Source organism: Sanguibacter sp. Leaf3 (assembly GCF_001425965.1).
In the GTDB taxonomy this organism is placed as follows: Bacteria; Actinomycetota; Actinomycetes; order Actinomycetales; family Cellulomonadaceae; genus Sanguibacter; species Sanguibacter inulinus.
On sequence record NZ_LMRH01000001.1, the window covers coordinates 983,642 to 1,004,187 of the forward strand.

Below are 20,546 nucleotides of genomic sequence, written 5' to 3' on the forward strand. Positions count from 1 at the left end.
TCGTCCGGATGGCGCCGCGCCCACCTCTCCCTCAGCCCACACGTCTCCCGGAGGTCCCGTCGTGCCGACACACCCCACCGCCTCACCCGTCGCTCCCGGCGCTGTCCGTGAGCGCCTGCGTGGCCTCCCCAGCTTCGGGGCAGAGCTCCCGACCTTCGACGTCGCCGCCGCGCCCGCCGTCCCCGAGGCGCTGTTCCTCGAGTGGCTCGAGCACGCCGTCGACGCCGGGGTGCTCGCCCCGCACGCGGTGACCGTCTCGACCGCCGCGGCCTCGGGGGAGGTCTCGGCCCGCGTCGTGATCCTCAAGGACGTGTCGGACGAGGGCTGGGTGTTCGCCGGGCAGGCGACGAGCCCCAAGGGCCGCGACCTCGACGAGAACCCGCGTGCTGCGCTGACCTTCTTCTGGCCTGCCGTCGGGCGGCAGGTCCGGGTGGTCGGTGACGTCGTGCGCCGTCCCGCCGACGAGGCCGCCGCCGACTTCCTCGCGCGTCCGCCGGCGGCCCGCGCCGCGTACCTCGCGGGGGAGCAGAGCGCACCGATGGCCCCGTCCGACGACCTCTCCGAGGCGCTCGCCGCCGCTGAGGTCGAGGCGGCTGCGCACCCTGACGACGCGTCGCCCGGGTGGACGCTGTGGTCGGTGCGGCCGGCATCCGTCGAGTTCTGGCAGGCGGACCACAGCAGGGCTCACGTGCGGCTGAGGTACCGGCCGAGCGACGTCGCGGGGGAGTGGTCGACCGACAGGCTGTGGCCCTGAGCAGCAGTGTCAGGCACTGGCTCGCCTGCGGTGAGGTCTGCGCTCGCACAGGCACTCAGGTCTGAGCCAGGCGTGCACGCAGCCTCGGCCCGGTCTGAGTGCTGGTCTGGTCAGGTCTGCACACTGGTCTGGTCAGTGCTGTACCGCGGACGGTGACCCCAGCCGGACTGCGGGACGACTATCCTGGTTCGCGTGACGCACACCCCCACCTCTCTGCCCCGCCCGGTCCTGGTCGTCGACTTCGGTGCGCAGTACGCGCAGCTGATCGCCCGCCGCGTCCGTGAGGCCAAGGTCTACTCCGAGATCGTCCCGCACACCGCGACGGTCGAGCAGATGCTCGCCAAGGACCCCGCGGCGATCATCCTCTCGGGCGGGCCCTCGTCGGTCTACGCCCACGGCGCCCCCTTCGTGGACCCCGCGCTGTTCGAGGCCGGGGTCCCGGTCTTCGGCATCTGCTACGGCTTCCAGGCGATGGCCAAGGCCCTCGGCGGCGAGGTCGCGCAGACCGGTGTGTCCGAGTACGGCGGCACGGCCGTCGACGTGTGCCAGGCCGGGGCCCTGCTGCACGGCTCGCCCGAGCAGCAGACCACCTGGATGAGCCACGGGGACGCCGTGCACTCGGCCCCCGAGGGCTTCGAGGTCCTCGCGACCTCGGCCGGCTCGCCCGTCGCGGCCTTCGAGAACACCGAGCGCCGTCTGTACGGCGTGCAGTGGCACCCCGAGGTCAAGCACTCCCCGCTGGGCCAGCAGGCCCTCGAGAACTTCCTCTACGTCGGCGCCGGGCTCGAGCCGACCTGGACGCCGGCGAACGTCATCGACGACCAGGTCGCGATCATCCGCGAGCAGGTCGGCGACGCGCGCGTCATCTGCGGGCTCTCCGGTGGTGTCGACTCCTCGGTCGCCGCGGCGCTCGTGCAGAAGGCCGTCGGGTCGCAGCTCACCTGCGTGTTCGTCGACCACGGTCTGCTCCGCGAGGGCGAGGCCGAGCAGGTCGAGGTCGACTTCGTCGAGTCCACGGGCGTCCAGCTCAAGGTCGTCGACGCACGCGAGCGGTTCCTCACGGCGCTCGCCGGCGTGAGCGACCCCGAGACCAAGCGCAAGATCATCGGCCGCGAGTTCATCAGGGTCTTCGAGGACGCTGCGCGCGAGGTCGTCGAGGAGGCCGGCGAGTCCGGCTCCGAGGTCAAGTTCCTCGTGCAGGGCACGCTCTACCCCGACGTCGTCGAGTCCGGCGGTGGCGAGGGTGCGGCCAACATCAAGAGCCACCACAACGTGGGCGGCCTGCCCGACGACCTGCAGTTCTCGCTCGTCGAGCCGCTGCGCACCCTGTTCAAGGACGAGGTCCGCGCCGTCGGCCTCGAGCTCGGCGTCCCCGAGGTCATCGTCTGGCGCCAGCCCTTCCCCGGACCGGGCCTGGGCATCCGCATCGTCGGTGACGTCACCGCCGAGCGCCTCGAGATCCTGCGCGCAGCCGACGCGATCGCCCGTGAGGAGCTCAGCAAGGCGGGTCTCGACCGCGAGATCTGGCAGTGCCCCGTCGTGCTGCTCGCCGACGTCCGCTCTGTCGGCGTGCAGGGCGACGGTCGCACCTACGGTCACCCGATCGTGCTGCGCCCCGTGTCGTCCGAGGACGCCATGACGGCTGACTGGACGCGCCTGCCCTACGACGTCCTGTCGATCATCTCGACCCGCATCACGAACGAGGTGCGCGAGGTCAACCGCGTGGTCCTCGACGTCACCTCGAAGCCGCCGGGCACCATCGAGTGGGAGTGACGCTCCGGCTGCAGCCGAGAGCGTCGGACGGGCGGTGACGGGACATCCCGTCACCGCCCGTCGTGCGTCGGGCGGTGGGGCGAGCGCGTCGTGCGCCGCCCCCGGGCGGGGCGACGTCCCTGCGAGCAGGCCCGACCTTGGCTACGGTGATCCCAGCAGTGCAGTCTTGCAGGGCCAATCTTGAGGGAGATTCTGATGTCGAGCACAGTCACGATCAGGCAGAGTCGAGGAGTCGGGGTCGTCGGTCTCATCAGCATCATCGCTGGTGTCCTGATGATCATCGCCGGGGGAGTCACGTGGTGGGCGGTCGCCGACAAGCTGTCGCAGGAGGGGATCGTGGTGTCCGAGGACGCGTCGTTCCTCGCCGGCAAGAAGGTCAACGACCCGTTCTCGGCCTTCGCGCAGGCTGAGGTCATCAACAAGCACGCGCTCGAGATGTCCGACGGGCAGACCTACGCGCAGCTCGACCAGGACGACCCGCGCCGCGAGACGGTGATGAACGCGTCGTTCCTGCGGGCCTCGCTGTTCACGTCTGTGGTGTCCTTCGGCATCGCGGCGCTCGTCGCGGGCCTCGGTGTGCTGTTCATCCTCGTCGGCTGGGCGCTGCGCAGGGTCGCTGGCGGTCCGCCCGTCGTCGTCGAGACGTCGAGCGGCAGCCGGACCGTGGGCTCGCACCAGGCGTCCGCGGACGAGGTGCAGACGCGACGCTCCACCCGCGACAAGAACGACAAGCACGAGAAGGACACCGCGACCACCGTCGTCCCCGAGACGACGAGCCCGGCGACCGCTGCTCCCGTCACGACGCCGTCCGCGACGTCCACGACTGCGACCCAGGAGCCGGTGAGGGTCAGCCGCTCCGACCGCGCCGCGACCCCGTCGCCCGCCCCCGCCGGGGAGCGGCCCACCACGGGGACGACCCCCGTCGTCACCTCCGGCGAGACCGGGACGGCCGGACCGGCCAAGGACGACAGGCTCGGCGGCTGGGCGTCGCCCGCCGACCGGGTGACACCCCCTGCCGACCGGACAGCTCCGGGCGAGCCGACGGATGGGACCAACGACAAGGCGTGACGTCGACCGGCGGGGCTGAGCTCAGACGACACGTCTGAGGTCCGCTGAGCAGAGAAGAGGCGGGGCCCCCTGAGGGGTCCCGCCTCTTCTCTGTGACGTGCATCCATGACGGCGCCTTTGACGTGCGTCCTTGACGGGCGTCTGTGACGAGTCTCTGTGACGGCTCTCTGCGACGTGCGTCTGTGACGGGTCCGTCCACGTGGCGCCGTGCTGTGCCCCGTCCTGCTCGTCCGGGCCCGGACGGTCCCGAGCTCGTCTCAGGTCCTGCGGATGCCCGCGACGACCGAGCCGACGAGCAGCGCGCCGCCCATGACGCTGAGCACGATGATCAGGGCGAGCTCGACGTCGAAGTCGACCCCGAGCCCTCGCGCGACGATGCCGGCACCGATCGCGGCGAGCAAGATGCCCCAGACGACGGTTCCCATGCGGGCCCCGCGACGTCGGGGCGACTCGTGGGCCGGGCTGGCGACGCTCGGGGCTGTGCCTGTGCCTGTGGCGGGCGCTGCTTCGGGTGCCGCGCCCTGGGCTGTGACGGCCGGGTACGACGTCGTCGGGGCAGCCGAGGTCTGCTCCTCTGCGCGTGGGGCACCACTCCTGTCGTGGTCTGCGTACCCAGAACCGTCCGCGTCGAACCTCGTCGTCTCTCGGATCTCTCCGGTCTCCCGGGTGTCTCCGGCCTCCCGGGTCCCTCCGGTCTCCTTGGTCTCCCAGGTCTCCCAGGTCTCCCAGGTCTTTCCAGACTCGCGGATGTCTCCGGTCTCTCCAGGCTCTCCAGGCTCTCCGAACTCTGCGGTCTCGTGGACGTCTCGGGTCTCGAGCCGAGCTGTGCTGCTGGCTCCGAGACGCTCGGTGACGGCGACGCCGTCGATCCTGATGGTCTCCGCGGTCTCAGAGCCCGGGGACTGCGCGGCGCTGACAGCGATGTGCTCGGTGACAGCCTCGCCAGGTGCAGGTGCAGGTGCAGGTGCAGGTGCAGGTGCAGGTGCAGCCGCAGCCTCAGTCGCAGCCTCAGTCGCAGCCCCGCTCTCAGTCTCAGGCTCCGTGCTCTCCGGCCACTGCCCAGTGACGCCGGAAGCTGTGGCGGTCGTGTCGTCACGCGCGACGTGGTCGGGCTGGTTGCTCACGGGACCTGCGGTGTCGGCGTCGCGTGCGGGGTCGTCCTCGGTCGGGTACGGGGTGGTCATGAGGTCTCCTCGATCGTGATCTTGCCTGCGCCTGCGGCGACGGTGACGTGGATGCGGGCGGTCTCGCCGTCGCGAACAGCCTGGTTCTCGAAGCTGGTCGACCGTCCGACGCCGGACTCGGTCGACCAGTCGTCGTCGAGGCGCCACTCGATGCTGCCTGCGCCGACGTCCACCTGCGCGGAGACGGGGGTGTCTGCCGGGACGAGGACGGTGAGGTCCCCGGCGCCCACGTGGACGGGGACCTCGATGGTCTCGCCGCGTGGCAGGTCGATGCCCGTGAGGTCGACCGTGGTCGACCCGAGCCCGACGGCGAACCCGTCGGTGGCGACCTCGCTCGAGGTCGGGCGGTAGGTGCTGTCGCCCATGAAGGTCGTCGACCCTGCGTCGAAGCCGGCCCCCAGGCCGGAGCCGACGCCCTGGAGCGCGACGAGCGGGCTCGCGAGGACGATGGCCACGATCGCGAAGAACCCGAGGGTCCCGGACCGGCGTCCACGCAGGCCGGCGACAGCGATGCCTACCCCTGCCAAGACCGCGAGCACCCCGAACGTGGTGACTCCGACGTTCCCGTCGAAGGACTCCGAGCGGTCCGCCACGAGCAGTCCCGCGAAGACCAGGAGGGCGAGGCCGGCGACCAGGCCGACTGACGCGCGGCCGGGGCCGCTGACCTTCTTCTCGGCCTTCTGCTCCGAGGACCACCCGATGACTGTGGGTGCCGCAGGAGCTGGGGGAGCTGGGGGAGCTGGGGGAGCTGGGGGAGGTGTGGGACCTGTGGGACCTGTGGGAGACGGAGCGGGTGCGGTAGACCGTGCCCAGGGAGCCGTGGCCCCGGCGGGTGGTCCGTAGGACCCTGGCAGAGGCCCGGAGGAGCTATGAGGCGGCTGCGTGGGGGCGCCCGTCGGACGCTTGTCCAGGCTGGGTCCGGTGTACGCGGTCGTGCTCGATCCAGGTCCGGCAGTCGTCGCGTCGGTGGCACCCGGCCAGGGCGGGCTCGTGGCTGAAGCGGGTGATCCCGCTGACCCGGGAGCTGCGCCTGGGTAGGCCGGAGGTGATCCGGCCCCCGGGGTGCCGGGGTACGACCACTGTGCGCCAGCGCCGCTGGCACCAGCCCCGTCGCGACGGCGCCGCCGCGCTGTGACGAAGACCGAGACGACGAAGGCCACCAGGGCGATGCCGAAGAGGTCGTCGAGCCAGCCGAAGCCCCAGGGGCCCCACCAGCCGAACCGGCCCGGGTCCCAGCTGAGGCCGACGACGAGCAGCAGCCCGGCTCCGGCGATCGCCGCGTCGAAGCGACCGCGGATCGTCTCCTCGAGGTGGATGCGCCCGTCCGACTGCTCGGGCAGCAGCGCCCAGGCGAGCGCGTAGAGGACGAGGCCCGCGCCGGAGATGAGGGCGAGCACCCCGAAGGCGGCCCGGACCAGCAGGGCGTCGACGCCGAGCCTCAGCGCGAGACCTGACGCGACACCACCGATCCAGCGGTCGGGCGTGCGCACCAGCCCGGTGCGACGGACCGAGGCGAAGAAGCTCGCGACGTGGTCGGTCGAGCCGGGCGTCGGCTCGGGACCTGAGGTCGGGGCCGGACCACCGGTGCCCGGGCCGGGGGTGGGCGTCGGGCCTCCGGGGCCTGGCGCCGGCGGTCCAGCCGGCGAACCTGGCGCCTGAGGCCCCTGGTCTGAAGGGTCTGATGTGCTCATGCCTCGATCCTGGCCCGCCGGGTGCGCCGTCGACCATCGGGTGTGTCCCTGATCCGACCCTGATCCTCGTCGGGGCCGGTCAGGGGATCGTGGCCTCCAAGTCGTCCACAGCCCTGATCTTTCCCCCTGTCCTCCCCTCTAGAGTGGTCGCGAGGCGCCGGTCGGCGGCGCACCGTGCCACGATCAGAGGGTGACCCCCACCGTGACCGATCCCGGACCCGAGACGTCGACGAGCGCTCCCACGCCGCCCGCCGACCAGACCGGCGTGCCGCCCCGGACGGCCCCGCGGCTCCCGCTGCGCAGACCGCGCGGAGGCCGGATCCTCGGCGGGGTGTGCCTCGGCGTCGCCGCACACCTCGACGTGCCCGTCAAGACCGTCCGCATCCTCATGCTGCTGCTCAGCCTCGTCGGGGGAGCGGGCATCTTCGCCTACGTGTTCCTCTGGACGACGGTCCCGGTCGGTGACCCCGCCCGGGCCGCTGCCGACCTGCGCGACCCGGCGCTCGCACGCCTCGCTCCCCGCACCGACCAGGCTCCGGGCCTCGACGCAGCGAGCCCGATGAGCCGGTTGCTCAGCCGCCTCCCCGTCCGCGACATCCTCGTGGGGTCTCTGCTCCTCGCCGGCGCGAGCGCCCTCGTCGCGAGCCGGTTCGGCGTGACGATCGAGTGGTCGTGGGTGCTGCCTGTCGTCATCGCCCTCGGCGGCACCGGGCTGGCGTGGAGCCAGCTCGACGCCAGCCAGCGCGGCGACCTGCTGAACCGTGCCGGCGGTCGGACGCCCAACGGTGTCCTGCGGCTGGTGGGAGGACTCGTCCTGGCGCTCGTCGGCGTGCTGGCCCTGGTCAGCCAGGACATGCCGTCCAGCGCGATGCTCCCTGCAGTCGTCGCCGCGCTCGCGGTCCTCGCCGGAGCCGCCCTGGTCCTCGCGCCCTGGTGGCTGCGGCTCCTGCGTGAGCTCGGCGAGGAGCGCGCGGCACGCGAGCGGGCCAACGAGCGTGCCGACATCGCCGCCCACCTGCACGACTCCGTCCTGCAGACCCTCGCGCTCATCCAGCGCAGCGCCGACAGGCCCGGTGAGGTCACCCGGCTCGCCCGCAACCAGGAGCGCGAGCTCCGGGAGTGGCTGTACGACGACAGGCCCGCGGAGGGGACATCCCTCGCCGCCGACCTCCGGGGTCTCGTCGCCGACGTCGAGAACCGCATGAGCGAGCGGCTGGGAGGCGACGAGGCCGTGTCGGTCGACGTCGTGGTGGTGGGTGACTGCCCGCCCAACGACGCGACCAGGGCACTGCTCCAGGCTGCACGAGAGGCGACAGTCAACGCTGTCGTGCACGGACGCCCGCCAGTCTCCGTCTATCTCGAGGTGAGCGAGGCTGCGGCCGAGGTGTTCATCCGGGACCGCGGGGAGGGCTTTGACGTCGAGGCGATCCCGCACGACAGGTTCGGGGTGCGGGAGTCGATCCTCGGGCGGGTGCAGAGACGCGGCGGCCAGGCGAGCGTGCGCTCGGGGCCTGGTGGGGGCACGGAGGTCCGTCTGAAGGTCCCGCTCGTCGAGCACAGTGCCGAGGCGTCGCACCCGGCGGCTGTCCAGGGTGCGACTCAGGCAGCGACCCCCGGATCGCGTCCGGACGCGACCCCTGTGTCGCGCCAGGCTGGAGGTCCGGCGTCCCACCCGGCGGCGGGCCCAGCATCGCCTCCGGCTGGAGCCCCACCGTTGCCCCCGGCGACCTACCCGGCCGCATCCCCATCAGCACCCTCGACCTCGCAGGAGACCAGCACATGAGCGCCGACCACCCGACCCGAGCCGTCCTCGTCGACGATCACGACATGTTCCGTGCGGGTGTGCGTGCCAGCCTCGACGTCCACGTCGAGGTCGTCGGTGAGGCGGCGGACGTCGATGCGGCCGTGGCGGTGATCCGGGCGACCATGCCGACAGTCGTGCTGCTCGACGTCCACCTGCCCGGTGGTGGGGGTGGGGGCGGAGCCGAGGTCATCACACGCTGCGCGGACCTGCTCGCGGGGACCCGCTTCCTCGCGCTGTCTGTCTCGGACGCCGCAGAAGACGTGGTTGCCGTCATCCGTGCCGGGGCGCGGGGTTACGTGACGAAGGCCATCTCTGGACCGGAGCTGAGCGACGCCATCGACAGGGTCTCCGGAGGGGACGCCGTCTTCTCACCACGCCTCGCGGGCTTCGTCCTCGACTCCTTCGGGACGCAGGCAGCCGACGTCGCTGTCGCTGACGACGAGCTCGACAGGCTGTCGGCCCGTGAGCAGGAGGTCATGCGCCTGATCGCCCGCGGGTACTCCTACCGCGAGGTCGCGAGCGAGCTGTTCATCTCCATCAAGACTGTCGAGACCCATGTCTCGGCAGTGCTGCGCAAGCTGCAGCTGTCGTCGCGGCACGAGCTGACCCGTTGGGCTGCGGCGCGCCGGCTGCTCTGAGTGGTCGGTGGGCTATCGCCGCCGCTGCTCGGCCTGTCGTGGTGGGTGGTGCGTCTGCTGCTCTGACTGTCCAGGCTGCCGCGCGGCGGTTGCTCTGACCGGCCCGGTCGCCGCGCGACAGTCGCTCCGGCCGGTCCGGTGAGAAAGCTGCACCCGCGAGCGAGGATTTCCCGCGCTGCCGCTCGGCTGCCGTCGGCCTCCGTGACGGCATGGACCAGGTGGGCGGGGACGCTCGACGATCCGCGTCGCAGGTCCCGCTCCCGACGGCGAGACCACCGGGTCTGGGTGGCACCGCAAGGTGCGCGACGGGGGCCACGTCGTGCACGATGGTCCGATGACGCGTGCCACCCCACCTGAAGACCTCGACGGAACCGACCTCGCCGACGGCCTCCCGGTGGACCCTGACGACGCGCGACCTGTCCTCGTCGCCTGCTCGCACGGGACCGACGACCCCTACGGTCGGGCGGTCATCGCACACCTCGTGGGGCAGGTCCGGACGCTGCTCCCCGACGTCGACGTGCTCGAGACCTACGTCGACGTCCAGTACCCGCAGGTCGACGAGGTCGTCGCGTCGATCTCCCCGTCACGACCGGTGGTCATCGTTCCGCTCCTGCTGTCCGGAGGGTTCCACGTCACCGTCGACATCCGTCAGGCTGTCGAGGCGCGGGTCGCCGCAGGCTCACCGACCATCTCCGCCGGTGCCCTCGGCCCAGACCCTCGGCTCGCGACGATCCTCGTCGACAGGCTCGACGAGGCAGGTGCGCTGGCAGGGGACTCGGTGGTGGTCGCAGCTGCGGGGTCGAGCGTCGCGGCCGCGACCCTCGACGTGGACGCCGTCGCGGCCGACGTCGCCGCGGCCTGGGACGGTCCGGTGACTGTCGGCTACTGCTCGGCGGCTGCGCCTCGCGTCGACGTCGCCGCTGACCTTGCTCGTGCGTCACTGGGGGGACCGGAGCATGGTCGTGTGGTCCTCGCCTCGTACCTGCTCGCGCCTGGCTTCTTCCAGCGTCGGCTCGCGAAGGCTGGCGCGGAGATCGTCGCCGAGCCCATCGGAGCGCACCCTCTCGTCGCCCAGATCGTCGTCGACCGTTACGAGGCTGCTCTCGAGACGCTGCGGAGCCGGTTGACGGTCTGAGGTCGAGCTCGCGGACGCGCACGCACGTCGTGAGTGCGTAGTTGAGAGGTCGAGCCTGTGGACGGGCGCGGGTCACGGGTGAGTGGTTGAGAGGTCGAGCCTGGCGACGGACGCAGGTCACGGGTGAGTGGCTGAGACGTCGAGACGTCGAGACGTCAACGAGCGGGTGATCTGACGCTCTCTCCCCTGGACGTTGTATCGCCTTGCGTCAGCCGGGGGTGGTGCGGGCATGCTTGGGTCATGGATACCCCCGTCCGCGTCACCGACGCACTGAGCATCCCCGCGAGCGAGCTCTCGTGGCGGTTCTCGCGGTCTTCGGGACCCGGCGGTCAGGGAGTCAACACCGCGGACAGCCGTGTCGAGCTCCTGTGGGAGCCCGCGACCTCTGCCGCGGTCGAGGCGTTGCCGCAGGTGCTGCAGGAACGGCTCATGACGCGGCTGCGGGGTTCCCTGGTGAACGGGGCCCTCGTCATCGTCTCGTCCGAGAACCGTGCTCAGCTGAGAAATCGGGCAACTGCACGAGATCGCCTGGCACAGACCGTGCGCGAGGCCCTCGCGGCTCCGCCGCGGTCGCGTCGGGCGACCCGACCTACGCGTGGATCCGTCGAGCGCAGACTGACCGCGAAGAAGAACCGTGGCTCGATCAAGGCGGGCCGGTCTTCACGTGGGCACGCGGACTGATCCGTCACGAGGGTGTGCGGACTGAGTTGTCACGAGGGCGGGCGGACTGATCCGCCTGCAGGGGATGCATGGAAATCTGCAGTGACACATTGCGTGGTCAGGCGGCTCGCGTCCCAGTCGCACTCTGATCCACCGTGTGGTCGCGGATCGTCGTCACACGACCAGTACGAGAGGTGATTTTCTGACGACGAGTCATTAAGATCTGAGCATGGACTTCCTCTACAACCTCCTCCTCGTCCTCCATCTCGTCGGTTGGGCCATCGTGCTCGGTGGGTACATCGCCACGATCCGTCAGCCAGGGGTCTACCGCGGTACTTTCCACGGCGCTGCGACGGCGCTCGTCACCGGCGTCCTCATGGTCGGTCTGGCCGAGTCGGTCGACTCGCTCGACAAAGACCCGTCGATGGTCAAGATCGGGATCAAGCTCGTCATCGCCCTGGTCGTCACCGTGCTCGCACTCGTCGCGAAGAAGAGAGGCGACGCCGTAGCCCCTGCGGTCAAGCACACGATCGGCGGACTGACCCTGGTCAACGTCGTGATCGCTGTCTTCGTCTGAGGCGTGCCAGCTGATCCTCGCTCTCGGAGTCGAGGTGGAGCGATCCCTCGGGGGAGTGAGCGCGTTCTCCGCGTTACCGCGTCACCGCGGCCAGCCACAAAAACTCTCGCGAGCCCTGGGGCTCGAGGGTTAGCGTCGTGCGCGATGACCACGATCCACATCCTCCTGCTCGGCGGTGCTTCAGGGACAGGCAAGACGACTGTCGGATGGGAGCTTTCCGCGATCCTCGAGCACCGCGGCGTGGATCACTGTGTGATCGACGGCGACACACTCGGGCACATCTTCCCGGCGCCGCCAGGAGACCCTTCACGATCGGGGATCGTCGAGAGGAATCTTGCGAGTGTGTGGTCTGGGTTTGCCGAGGTCGGTCAGACGCGGCTGATCTACACCAACACCGTGAGTGTTCTCGAAGAAGAGATGATCCGGCGGGCGGTCCGCGCATCGTCTGCCGGAGGTGTGGTGTCGTCCGAGGTCGAGTTCACCAGCGTGGTCCTCGTCGCTGGTGCCAGGACCGTCGCTCAGCGTCTTGCGCGGCGCGAGACTGGTGATCGGGTGGACCTGCACATCGATCGCAGCCTCCGTGCCGCGATGCTGCTGCAGCAGCGCGCGTCGAAGTCTGTCGTCGTGATCTCCACCGACGGTCGCGCAGTCGAGGACGTCGCTCTCGAGGTGCTCGACGCCACGGGCTGGTGATGCCTACGGGCCGGCCGGTCACGGTTCTCGGGAGCGTGCCCCGGGAATCCGCGGAGCAAGAGTTGCCCCGGCTGCTTGTCCCGGTCAGAAGGGCGGGTGGTCGCCGAGGTCATGGTCAGTCCTTCCCTCCGGAAGCCCGGTCCGGATCGGCGTGCCACGGGCCGGCGTCTTGGGCGTGACGGCAACGTGTCCGGACCTGCCGACAGGGTCGGAGAGCTGGACTGCAGGATGATCGAGATGGGTGCGCCCCGACGGCGCGTCCCAGTGCACGACGGAGTCGTCGGTGTGGCTCGCGGTCTCCTCGGCAGGGCTCTGGGAGGTGCCCTCGGTGATGGTGCTGGCCATCCGTGGGGTCCATCGGGTGGTGTGCTTGAGGCGGTGGTGCTTCCTGCACAGGTGGATGAGGTTGCTGTGGCTGGTGGTGCCTCCTCGGGCCCAGTCGGTGATGTGGTCGACGTCGCATCGGGCGGCTCGTCGTGAGCACCCGGGGAACCGGCAGGTCTCGTCACGGATCTGGAGCCACGTACGCAGGTCCGCGGGGACGGCATACCTGTCTCTGCCTACGGAGAGGACCGTCCCGGTCTCCGGGTGGGTCAGGAGCCGGATGAAGCTGGTGGCGTGGGCTGCGAGCTCGCGTGCTGTCGCGGCGTCGATGGGCCCGTAGCCGGCGAGGTCGCCCGGTTCCTCAGAGTGTCCGAGCAGCGTCATGACGGGCACGGTGACGGCCACGACGGGACGGATGCCCCGTACCGAGACGGGCAGGGTGCTCCCGGGCGCCCTGGTCGAGGGGTGTTCGAGGGCGGCGGGTGAGGTGGGGCCACCGCTCGTGCTCAGAGTCGGCGAGGTCGAGGTCACTCGAGATCGGAGGTGCTGAGGAGTGCTCGGCTCTTGTGCGGACGGGTCGAGCTCGCCTGATGAGCTGGAGGCTCTACCTGAGCCGGGCTGCGGGCTCGAGCCGGGCTGTGAGCTCGAGAAGTGCTGTGAGTCCGAGGCGGGCTGTGAGGTTGAGCCGCGCCGTGGGTCTGAGCCGGGCAGTGAGTCCGAGCCGGGCTGTGAGCTCGAGAAGTGTTGTGAGTCCGAGCCGGGCTGGGAGCTCGAGAAGTGTTGTGAGTCCGTACCATGCGGCGCAGTCCAGGCAGACCCGCCGTCCGCTGCTGCCCGCGCGTCGTCGTCCAGGAGCAGCTCGATGCACGCGTCGGCACGCAGCTGCGCCAGCGTTCGGGTCTCCTCAGGGCCTTGGCAGGAGATGGCGATGTCGGAGAGCCGGTTGAAGATCGCTGCGGCGTGCACTGCAGGCATGAGCTGGTGCAGCCAGGACATGCCGTCTCGCCCGGGCTCGAGCTCGACCCGGCGCTCGACCAGGGCGACCGTGTGACGCTCGACCAGTGGGCGCGGGTCATGACGTTCACGGGCGCGCCGCGCTACCCGACCCAGGTTCGCCACCGTGGTGGTCTTCGCCCGCTCGGCCAGCATCACGTCCAACGCCAGCGTCGGGCCCTCGTCGAGAGCGGCTGTGGCCGACATGACCACCTGGGCGTGCCTGTAGGACAGCGTCCCCTCACCGAGTGCGGTCATCGTCGCGGGCAGCTCGTGGACCAGTGCCTGGGCCTCGTCGAGGAGGACCATCGCCGATCCTTCGGGGACCCGCAGGCTGCACGCCAGCTCGGCGGTCGTGGACCGCGAAGCGATGCGATGGTCTTCGATCGACCCGCGCTCCTGACCCCGCGCCTGTGCCAGCGCGTCGACGGAGAACCGCGACCACCGTCGTACCTGGTCGATCAGATCTGCCCGGCGGGCAGCCACCACGGCCAGCTCACGATCAGCAGCCACCACGGCGTCGAGCAGGACCCCCAGGGCCTCGTCGGCCTCGGCGTAGGAGGTCGGTGGCGGTCGGGTCCAGAGGGAGGTCAGGCTGGTCGGAGCAGGAGCAGGAGCAGGAGCAGGAGCAGGAGCAGGAGCAGGAGCAGGAGCAGGAGCAGGACGCTGTGTCGCCTCGGCTGGCCCTGTCCTGACCGTGTCGCGAGAGTGCCGAACGCCGACGGCATCGCGCCGCGCGAGCGCAGAGACGGTGGGGCGCCGCCCGACCGTATCGCGAGGTATCACCGCTATCGTCGTCATGCGGCAATTCTACGGATACCCACTGACACGAGCCGCGGCAGCGTGGTCGTGGTCGTCAGCGCTACGCGGAGAGGCTGTGACCCGAGGGCGCAGTCTGAGGGCCCACCGGGATGCCCGCGAGCGATAGGTGCCTGCATCCGTCATGACTGTTGCCCAGTCAGCCCGGGCTCCGCCCTCGTAGAGACACTCGGACCGGGCCCAGCTGACTGTTGCCCAGTCAGCCCGGGCTCCGCCCTCGTAGAGACACTCGGACCGGGCCCCGCCCTCTTCCAGACACTCAGCCGGGCTCTGCCCTCGTCCGCACGCTGACCGGGCTCCACCCTCTCCCACGAGCAGACGGGGTCCCGCCCACTCCCGCACCCTCAGACCAGCGACTGCTCCAGGTACTGCTCTTCCTCGGTCCACACGAGCCGTCCCCACGACCCGTTGACCATCAGCAGGTAGGGCGGGACGTGACCGCACTCGACGTCCGCGACGATCGGGACCCCGAGGCTCCCCAGGGCGTCGAGGACGGCCTCGTCCTGCGTCATCGTGGGGGAGTCGGGTGCCGACGTCCGCCCGACGAGCACCGCGACCGCCCCGTCGAAGTACCCGGCCAGGCGCATGCTGTGCAGCCTGCGGCAGATCGACAGCGCGTCCTCACCGGCGGCCTCGACGTAGACGATCAGCGGCCCGGCCCCAGGCCTGGCATCGAGGATCCCAGACCTGCCAGACGCAGAGTCGTCAGACGCAGATCCGACATCCGCAGAACCGAAAGTTGCAGAACCGACATCCGTAGAACTAACACCCGCCGAACCGACACCCGCCGAACCGACACCCGCCGAACCAACCCCCGCAGATTCGTCAGCCCCAGAGCCGCCGCGCAGCGCCGCCGTCCGCCCGAAAGGCGTCCCGGCGATCCCCGACTGCGTCTCGATGCAGCCTCCGACGACCCGCCCCTCCAGGACCAGCCCGCCAGTGCCGTCGACGTCGTCTGAGCGGTCGATCCTGCGCCACCCACCGGTCCCGTCCCACGTGTGCTGGGAGACTGTCGGGTCGACACCCCAGTCGTCCCAGCCGGAGGCGCGGTGCACCCCCGGGCTCGCCTGGCGCAGCGTGGCCCCCGGGGCGGCCGTCGCGACGTCCAACCACGAGAGCAGCGGGGCCGGGACCTCGTACGGGGTGTCCATGAGGTTGGTGCCGTGCAGCGTCGCCCACCCGGTGAGCAGCGTCAAAGGCGTGAGGATCGTCGAGATGTCGGAGAAGCCGACCATCCACGTCGGCTCGGCGGCGGCGACGGCCGCCATGTCGAGGTGCGGGAGCAGGTCGATCGCGGTCTCGCCGCCCCACGGCGGGATCACTGCCCGGACCTCGGGATCGGTGAGCATCCGCTGCAGCTCCGCGGCCCGCTCGAGCACAGGCGCACTCACGTGCGTCGTGCCGTCCAGGCACTCTCCCAGCTGGACCTCGTAGCCGCGCTCACGGAGCCAGGACACGGCGTGGTCGAACCTGCCGCGGACCGCGTCGCCGACGCCGCTCGACGGTGCGGTCACCCCGATGGTGTCGCCGGGGCGGAGGGGGCGCGGGTACCTGATCTGCATGAGCACAACCCTCGCACAGCGGCTCCGGGGGCCTAGGGTGACCCGCATGTCAGGAATCTTGGAAGTCGTCGTGGGCCTCGTCATGCTCGTCGGGCTGGTGGGCGGGACCACGCAGATCATCCCCGGTGGGCTCGTGATCCTCGCCGCGCTGCTGGTGTGGACGATCATGACCGGCGGTGCCGTCGCGTGGGCGGTCTTCGTCGTTGCGGTCGTCGCCGTGGCCGCCTCGGCCGTGGTCAAGTACCTCGTCGCGGGGCGGCACATGACACGCGCTCAGGTCCCGGGCTCGACCGTCGTGGTCGGCGCGGTCGCGGGGATCGTCCTGTTCTTCGTCATCCCCGTGGTCGGGCTCTTCGTCGGGTTCGTCGGCGGGATCTTCCTCTGCGAGCTCTCGCGGCGTCGCGACGCGGCGCTCGCGTGGTCGGCCACGAAGGCCGCTCTCACGGCGACAGCGCTCACGGTGCTCATCGAGCTGGCGGGCTCGCTCGTCGCCGTCGGGGCGTGGGTGGTCGGGCTGATCGCCACGTGACTGGGGAGTGTCACCGGCGGTCCCTCGTGTCGGTCCTGACGCTTAGGCTGGGTCCGCTATGACTTCTCTCTTTGATCACCTCCCAGGTTTCGACGACGCAGGCCTCGGTCGCGCCCCCGCGCAGGCGGCCGCCGCAGGCGAGGCCTCCGGGCCTGCGTCCGGCGCGAGCGCACCCGGCGGGTCCGACGCCCACGCAGCGGGCTCCTCCTCTGCGGGTCCCGCGAGCGACGCCCTCGCGCGTGTCGCAGCCGCGCACCCGCAGGACTGGGAGGCGTCCGCAGAGCAGGCCCGTGACCGTGCGTCCAAGGTCGCCGCCGAGCTCGTCGAAGGCCTGAACCCGCAGCAGCGCGAGGCTGTCGAGCACGGCGGGAGCCCGCTCCTCATCGTCGCGGGCGCCGGGTCGGGGAAGACCCGGGTGCTCACCCACCGCATCGCGCACCTGCTCGCGACGGGTCGGGCGAGGCCGTCGGAGATCCTCGCGATCACCTTCACCAACAAGGCCGCTGCGGAGATGCGTGAACGCGTCGCCGCGCTCGTGGGGCCAGCGGCCGGGCGGATGTGGGTCTCGACCTTCCACTCGGCCTGCGTGCGGATCCTGCGCCGTGAGGCCAAGTCCCTCGGGCTGCGCCAGAGCTTCTCGATCTACGACTCCGCCGACTCTCAGCGGCTGCTCACCATGGTGCTGCGCGAGCTCGACCTGGACCCCAAGAAGTTCCCCGCGAAGCAGCTGCAGAACAAGATCTCCTCCCTCAAGGACGAGCTGGTCACCCCGGAGCGCTACGCCGCTGAGTCGGGCGCGTCGTCGCCCTCGGGGTCGACCGCCAACGAGGTCGACCAGGTGCTCTCCGACGTCTACACCCGGTACCAGACGAGGCTGCGGCAGGCGCACGCCCTCGACTTCGACGACCTCATCATGTCCACGGTCACGCTGCTGCAGGAGCACCCGGCCGTCGCAGAGCACTACAGGCGCAGGTTCCGCCACATCCTCGTCGACGAGTACCAGGACACCAACCACGCGCAGTACATCCTCGTCCGGGAGCTCGCCGGCTCGGCGCCCCGGCGCGACGGCGGCACGTCTGGCACCGCAGACGAGCAGGCTCCCGACGAGTCGGACCACCCCGGCGGCACGGGTGCCCAGGACGACAGCGACCACCTGGCGCAGGGGCAGGGCCAGCAGACCAGCCGGCACGCCAGCCAGCCCGGTGCGCTCCCGCCCGGCGAGCTGACCGTCGTCGGTGACGCCGACCAGTCGATCTACGCCTTCCGTGGTGCGACGATCCGCAACATCCTCGAGTTCGAGGCCGACTACCCTGACGCGCGGACCATCCTCCTCGAGCAGAACTACCGCTCGACCCAGAACATCCTCTCGGCCGCGAACGCCGTGATCTCGCGCAACACCGACCGCAAGCCCAAGCGCCTGTGGACCGACGCGGGCGAGGGCGCGAAGATCATCGGCTACGTCGCCGACAACGAGCACGAAGAGGCCCGGTTCATCGCCCAGGAGATTGACCGCCTCGGCGACACCGAGAAGGTGCGCCCAGGCGACGTCGCGATCTTCTACCGCACCAACGCGCAGTCCCGTGCGCTCGAAGAGGTCCTGATCCGCGTCGGCCTGCCCTACAAGGTGGTCGGCGGCACGCGCTTCTACGAGCGCCGCGAGATCAAGGACGTCATCGCCTACCTGCGCGCCGTCGCCAACCCTGACGACGACGTCAACATGCGCCGCATCCTCAACGTGCCCAAGCGCGGGCTGGGGGACAGGGCCGAGTCGATGGTCGTCGCCCAGGCAGAGCGTGACAGGTCGTCCTTCGGCGAGGCGCTCGACAGGCTCGACGAGATCCCTGGGCTCACGACCCGCACCCGGACGCCGCTCAAGGCCTTCCGCGACCTCATGGACGGGCTCCGCGAGCTCGCCGAGGGTGGCGCTGGGCCGGCCGAGATCATCGGCGAGGTCCTCGACCGCACCGGGTACCTCAAAGACCTCCGCGCGAGCGACGACCCGCAGGACGAGTCGCGCGTGGAGAACCTCGCCGAGCTCCACGCCGTCGCGAGCGAGTTCGAGGAGTCCGAGCCCGAGGGCACGCTCGCAGACTTCCTCGAGCGCGTCTCGCTCGTGGCCGACTCCGACCAGATCCCCAGCGCCGACGACTCCGGTCACGAGGGTGTCCCAGTGGTCGACCCCGGGGTCGTCACGCTCATGACGTTGCACACGGCCAAGGGCCTCGAGTTCCCCGTCGTGTTCCTCACCGGCATGGAAGACGGGACCTTCCCGCACATGCGGTCGCTGCACGACGAGGTCGAGCTCGCCGAAGAGCGCCGCCTCGCCTACGTCGGCATCACCCGAGCGCGTGAACGGCTGTACATCTCGCGGTCGGCCGTGCGGTCCGCGTGGGGCATGGCCAACGAGTTCCCGGCGAGCCGGTTCCTCGACGAGGTCCCCGAAGAGCTCTGGGACTGGCGTCGTCGTGAGTCGAGCATGTCCGCGCTCCGCGGCCCGGGCGGCTACTCCGGCGGGTACGGGTCGGGTGGCTACGGATCCGGACAGCGACGGCGGTCCTCAGACGACGACGACTTCGCCCCGCCCATCGGCGGCAGCGGCTACCGCAGCTCGAAGACGACGACCATCCCGGCGTGGAAGAAGCAGGCCGAGCCCGCGGCGCCCAGCTTCGGCTCAGGCGGAGGCAAGGCCGAGGGCGACATCCCGTCGCTCGCCGTCGGCGACAGGGTCACGCACGACTCCTTCGGTCTCGGGACCGTGCTGGCCGTCGAGGGTGTCGGCACCAAGGCCGTCGCGAAGATCGACTTCGGCGGGGACGGCACCAAGCGGCTGCTGCTGAGGTTCGCCCCGGTCACCAAGCTCTGAGGCTGGGCCTGCCGGACAAGCAGGCCCAGCAGGCAGACAGCAGCCAGACAGCGGGCAACCGGGTGTCCGGCGTGCCGGTTCAGCGGCCGGGCATCCTGCCACACGCCCACCTCGCAGGGCATACTCGTGCCATGCGAAGCGAGCTCTTCAACCAGGCCCACAACGAGGTCCACACCGGCGAGCGGTACACCCTGCAGAGCCCCAAGATGCTGCGGGTGTCCCTCGGTCCCGACGTCATCGCCGCCAAGGGCGTCATGGTCGCGTACACCGGCCAGGTCCAGTTCAAGCACGAGGGCGCCGGCTCGGTCGCCAAGGTGATGAAGCGGGTGCTCACCGCCGAGGACCAGCCGCTCATGCGCATGAGCGGTCAGGGCGAGGTGTACCTCGCCCGCCGAGCGGCGAACGTCTTCACCATGCTGCTCGAGGGGGAGGGCATCAGTGTCGGCGGCCACTCTCTCCTCGCCTTCGACGCGAACCTCCAGTGGGACGTGCACCGCACGAGCGGTGCCGGGATGGTCGGAGCCGGCCTGTTCAACACCGTCATCGGCGGCCACGGGACTGTTGCGCTCACCTCTGACGGCCCGCCGCTGATCCTCGACTGCTCGCAGCGCCCGGTCTTCGTCGACACCGACGCAGCCGTGTGCTGGTCGGCGAGCATCGCCCCGACCATCGTCAGCTCGATGAGCGCGATGTCCTTCATCGGCCGCGGCTCCGGCGAGGCGATCCAGTACTCCTTCCACGGTCCGGGCTTCGTGGTGGTCCAGCCGTCCGAGACCGTCTGACTAAGCCTCTGACTGGACGTCTGACTGGGCCTCTGGTTGAGACGTCGACCGTCTGCTCGCCAGACCCGCCAGGCTGGATCGATCCGCCCGCCGGTCCTAGGCTGTGGCCGGTGACAGCACACGAGCTCACCATCAGACGGACGACCGCAGACGACTGGCGCGAGGTCCGCGCGCTGCGTCTCGAGATGATCCGCGACACCCCGAAGGCGTACGTCGAGACGCTCGAGACCGCTCAGTCCCACGACGAGGCAGAGTGGCGCATGCGCGGCGCCCGAGGCAGCGCGGAGCACGGCATCGCGATCGCCGCGATCGACGCGTCAGGACGCTGGGTCGCGACCATGGGCGGCTTCGTGCCCGACGCCTCGACGGGACCGCTGCTCGTCGGTGTCTACGTCGCGCCAGGCGTCCGCGGCCGGGAGGTCGGCCTGGCAGACGCCCTGCTCACGACGATCGAAGACTGGGCGCGGACCGAGAGCGACCGGTTGACGCTCCACGTCCACGAGGAGAACGCCCGTGCTCGCGCGTTCTACGAGCGCCGCGGCTTCGTCGCGTCGGGTCGCACTGTCCCGTACCCGCTCGCCCCCGACGAGCTCGAGGTCGAGATGAGCCGAACGCTCTGACGGTTGGTCGCGGTCGGGCGGGGCTGCGGTCAGGCTGAGAGGCGATCGGGCTGGGCGAAGGCCACCGGTCTCGACCG

The 20,546-nt window shown here is 70.7% G+C and carries 17 protein-coding genes; 13 read left to right on the forward strand and 4 right to left on the reverse strand.

Going from position 1 to position 20,546, the window contains the following annotated elements:
• The first annotated feature begins 61 nt into the window (after positions 1-61).
• From ASG53_RS04255 to ASG53_RS20555, 3 genes are all read left to right on the forward strand, one after another.
• Complete coding sequence (locus ASG53_RS04255; RefSeq protein WP_056128891.1) at positions 62-754, forward strand: pyridoxine/pyridoxamine 5'-phosphate oxidase; 693 nt, start codon at positions 62-64, stop codon at positions 752-754.
• Positions 755-946: 192 nt separating this feature from the next.
• Positions 947-2,527, forward strand: a complete 1,581-nt coding sequence (guaA, locus tag ASG53_RS04260) for a glutamine-hydrolyzing GMP synthase (protein WP_056128894.1) — start codon at positions 947-949, stop codon at positions 2,525-2,527.
• Positions 2,528-2,722: 195 nt separating this feature from the next.
• A complete protein-coding gene (locus ASG53_RS20555) occupies positions 2,723-3,595 on the forward strand; it encodes a hypothetical protein (protein ID WP_327286390.1) in 873 nt (290 codons plus the stop codon).
• A gap of 257 nt (positions 3,596-3,852) precedes the next feature.
• On the opposite strand, the gene ASG53_RS04270 is transcribed toward ASG53_RS20555, so the two are convergent.
• Both ASG53_RS04270 and ASG53_RS20495 read right to left on the reverse strand, forming a co-directional pair.
• On the reverse strand, positions 3,853-4,779 hold the full coding sequence (locus ASG53_RS04270; RefSeq protein ID WP_056128897.1) for a hypothetical protein: 927 nt from the start codon (positions 4,777-4,779) through the stop codon (positions 3,853-3,855).
• On the reverse strand, positions 4,776-6,470 hold the full coding sequence (locus ASG53_RS20495) for a PspC domain-containing protein (protein WP_056128899.1): 1,695 nt from the start codon (positions 6,468-6,470) through the stop codon (positions 4,776-4,778). The genes ASG53_RS04270 and ASG53_RS20495 overlap by 4 nt, the downstream gene beginning before the upstream one ends.
• A gap of 331 nt (positions 6,471-6,801) precedes the next feature.
• Between ASG53_RS20495 and ASG53_RS04280 the strand changes: the two genes are divergently transcribed.
• From ASG53_RS04280 to ASG53_RS04305, 6 genes are all read left to right on the forward strand, one after another.
• Positions 6,802-8,253 carry an ATP-binding protein gene (locus tag ASG53_RS04280; RefSeq protein ID WP_056130653.1) on the forward strand — a complete coding sequence of 484 codons (1,452 nt, stop codon included), beginning with the start codon at positions 6,802-6,804 and terminating at the stop codon, positions 8,251-8,253.
• Positions 8,250-8,912, forward strand: coding sequence for a LuxR C-terminal-related transcriptional regulator (locus ASG53_RS04285; protein ID WP_056128902.1), 663 nt, complete (start codon positions 8,250-8,252; stop codon positions 8,910-8,912). The genes ASG53_RS04280 and ASG53_RS04285 overlap by 4 nt, the downstream gene beginning before the upstream one ends.
• 334 nt (positions 8,913-9,246) lie before the next feature.
• On the forward strand, positions 9,247-10,047 hold the full coding sequence (locus tag ASG53_RS04290) for a sirohydrochlorin chelatase (protein WP_082543762.1): 801 nt from the start codon (positions 9,247-9,249) through the stop codon (positions 10,045-10,047).
• 240 nt (positions 10,048-10,287) lie between these two features.
• Positions 10,288-10,728: an alternative ribosome rescue aminoacyl-tRNA hydrolase ArfB gene (arfB, locus tag ASG53_RS04295; RefSeq protein ID WP_056128906.1), complete on the forward strand. Its 441-nt coding sequence runs from the start codon at positions 10,288-10,290 to the stop codon at positions 10,726-10,728.
• A gap of 208 nt (positions 10,729-10,936) precedes the next feature.
• Positions 10,937-11,284, forward strand: a complete 348-nt coding sequence (locus ASG53_RS04300) for a hypothetical protein (RefSeq protein ID WP_056128908.1) — start codon at positions 10,937-10,939, stop codon at positions 11,282-11,284.
• 144 nt (positions 11,285-11,428) lie between these two features.
• Positions 11,429-11,977, forward strand: coding sequence for an AAA family ATPase (locus tag ASG53_RS04305; protein WP_056128911.1), 549 nt, complete (start codon positions 11,429-11,431; stop codon positions 11,975-11,977).
• An 84-nt stretch (positions 11,978-12,061) separates the two neighbouring features.
• Here the strand turns inward: ASG53_RS04305 and ASG53_RS20265 are convergent, their stop codons facing one another.
• Together ASG53_RS20265 and ASG53_RS04315 are read right to left on the reverse strand one after the other, a co-directional pair.
• Positions 12,062-14,095 (reverse strand): HNH endonuclease signature motif containing protein, encoded by a 2,034-nt coding sequence (locus tag ASG53_RS20265; protein WP_235533822.1) that lies wholly within the window; start codon positions 14,093-14,095, stop codon positions 12,062-12,064.
• A gap of 362 nt (positions 14,096-14,457) precedes the next feature.
• The gene (locus ASG53_RS04315) at positions 14,458-15,675 is read right to left on the reverse strand and encodes a S66 family peptidase (RefSeq protein WP_056128917.1); all 1,218 of its coding nucleotides are present in this window, start codon (positions 15,673-15,675) and stop codon (positions 14,458-14,460) included.
• Positions 15,676-15,721: 46 nt separating this feature from the next.
• On the opposite strand from ASG53_RS04315, the gene ASG53_RS04320 reads away from it, so the two are divergent.
• From ASG53_RS04320 to ASG53_RS04335, 4 genes are all read left to right on the forward strand, one after another.
• Positions 15,722-16,204: a DUF456 domain-containing protein gene (locus tag ASG53_RS04320; protein ID WP_056130657.1), complete on the forward strand. Its 483-nt coding sequence runs from the start codon at positions 15,722-15,724 to the stop codon at positions 16,202-16,204.
• A gap of 58 nt (positions 16,205-16,262) precedes the next feature.
• Positions 16,263-19,067 (forward strand): DNA helicase PcrA, encoded by a 2,805-nt coding sequence (gene pcrA / locus ASG53_RS04325; protein WP_056128920.1) that lies wholly within the window; start codon positions 16,263-16,265, stop codon positions 19,065-19,067.
• Positions 19,068-19,198: 131 nt separating this feature from the next.
• A complete protein-coding gene (locus tag ASG53_RS04330) occupies positions 19,199-19,849 on the forward strand; it encodes an AIM24 family protein (RefSeq protein WP_056128922.1) in 651 nt (216 codons plus the stop codon).
• A 110-nt stretch (positions 19,850-19,959) separates the two neighbouring features.
• Positions 19,960-20,469, forward strand: coding sequence for a GNAT family N-acetyltransferase (locus ASG53_RS04335; RefSeq protein ID WP_235533823.1), 510 nt, complete (start codon positions 19,960-19,962; stop codon positions 20,467-20,469).
• The last annotated feature ends 77 nt before the right edge of the window (positions 20,470-20,546 follow it).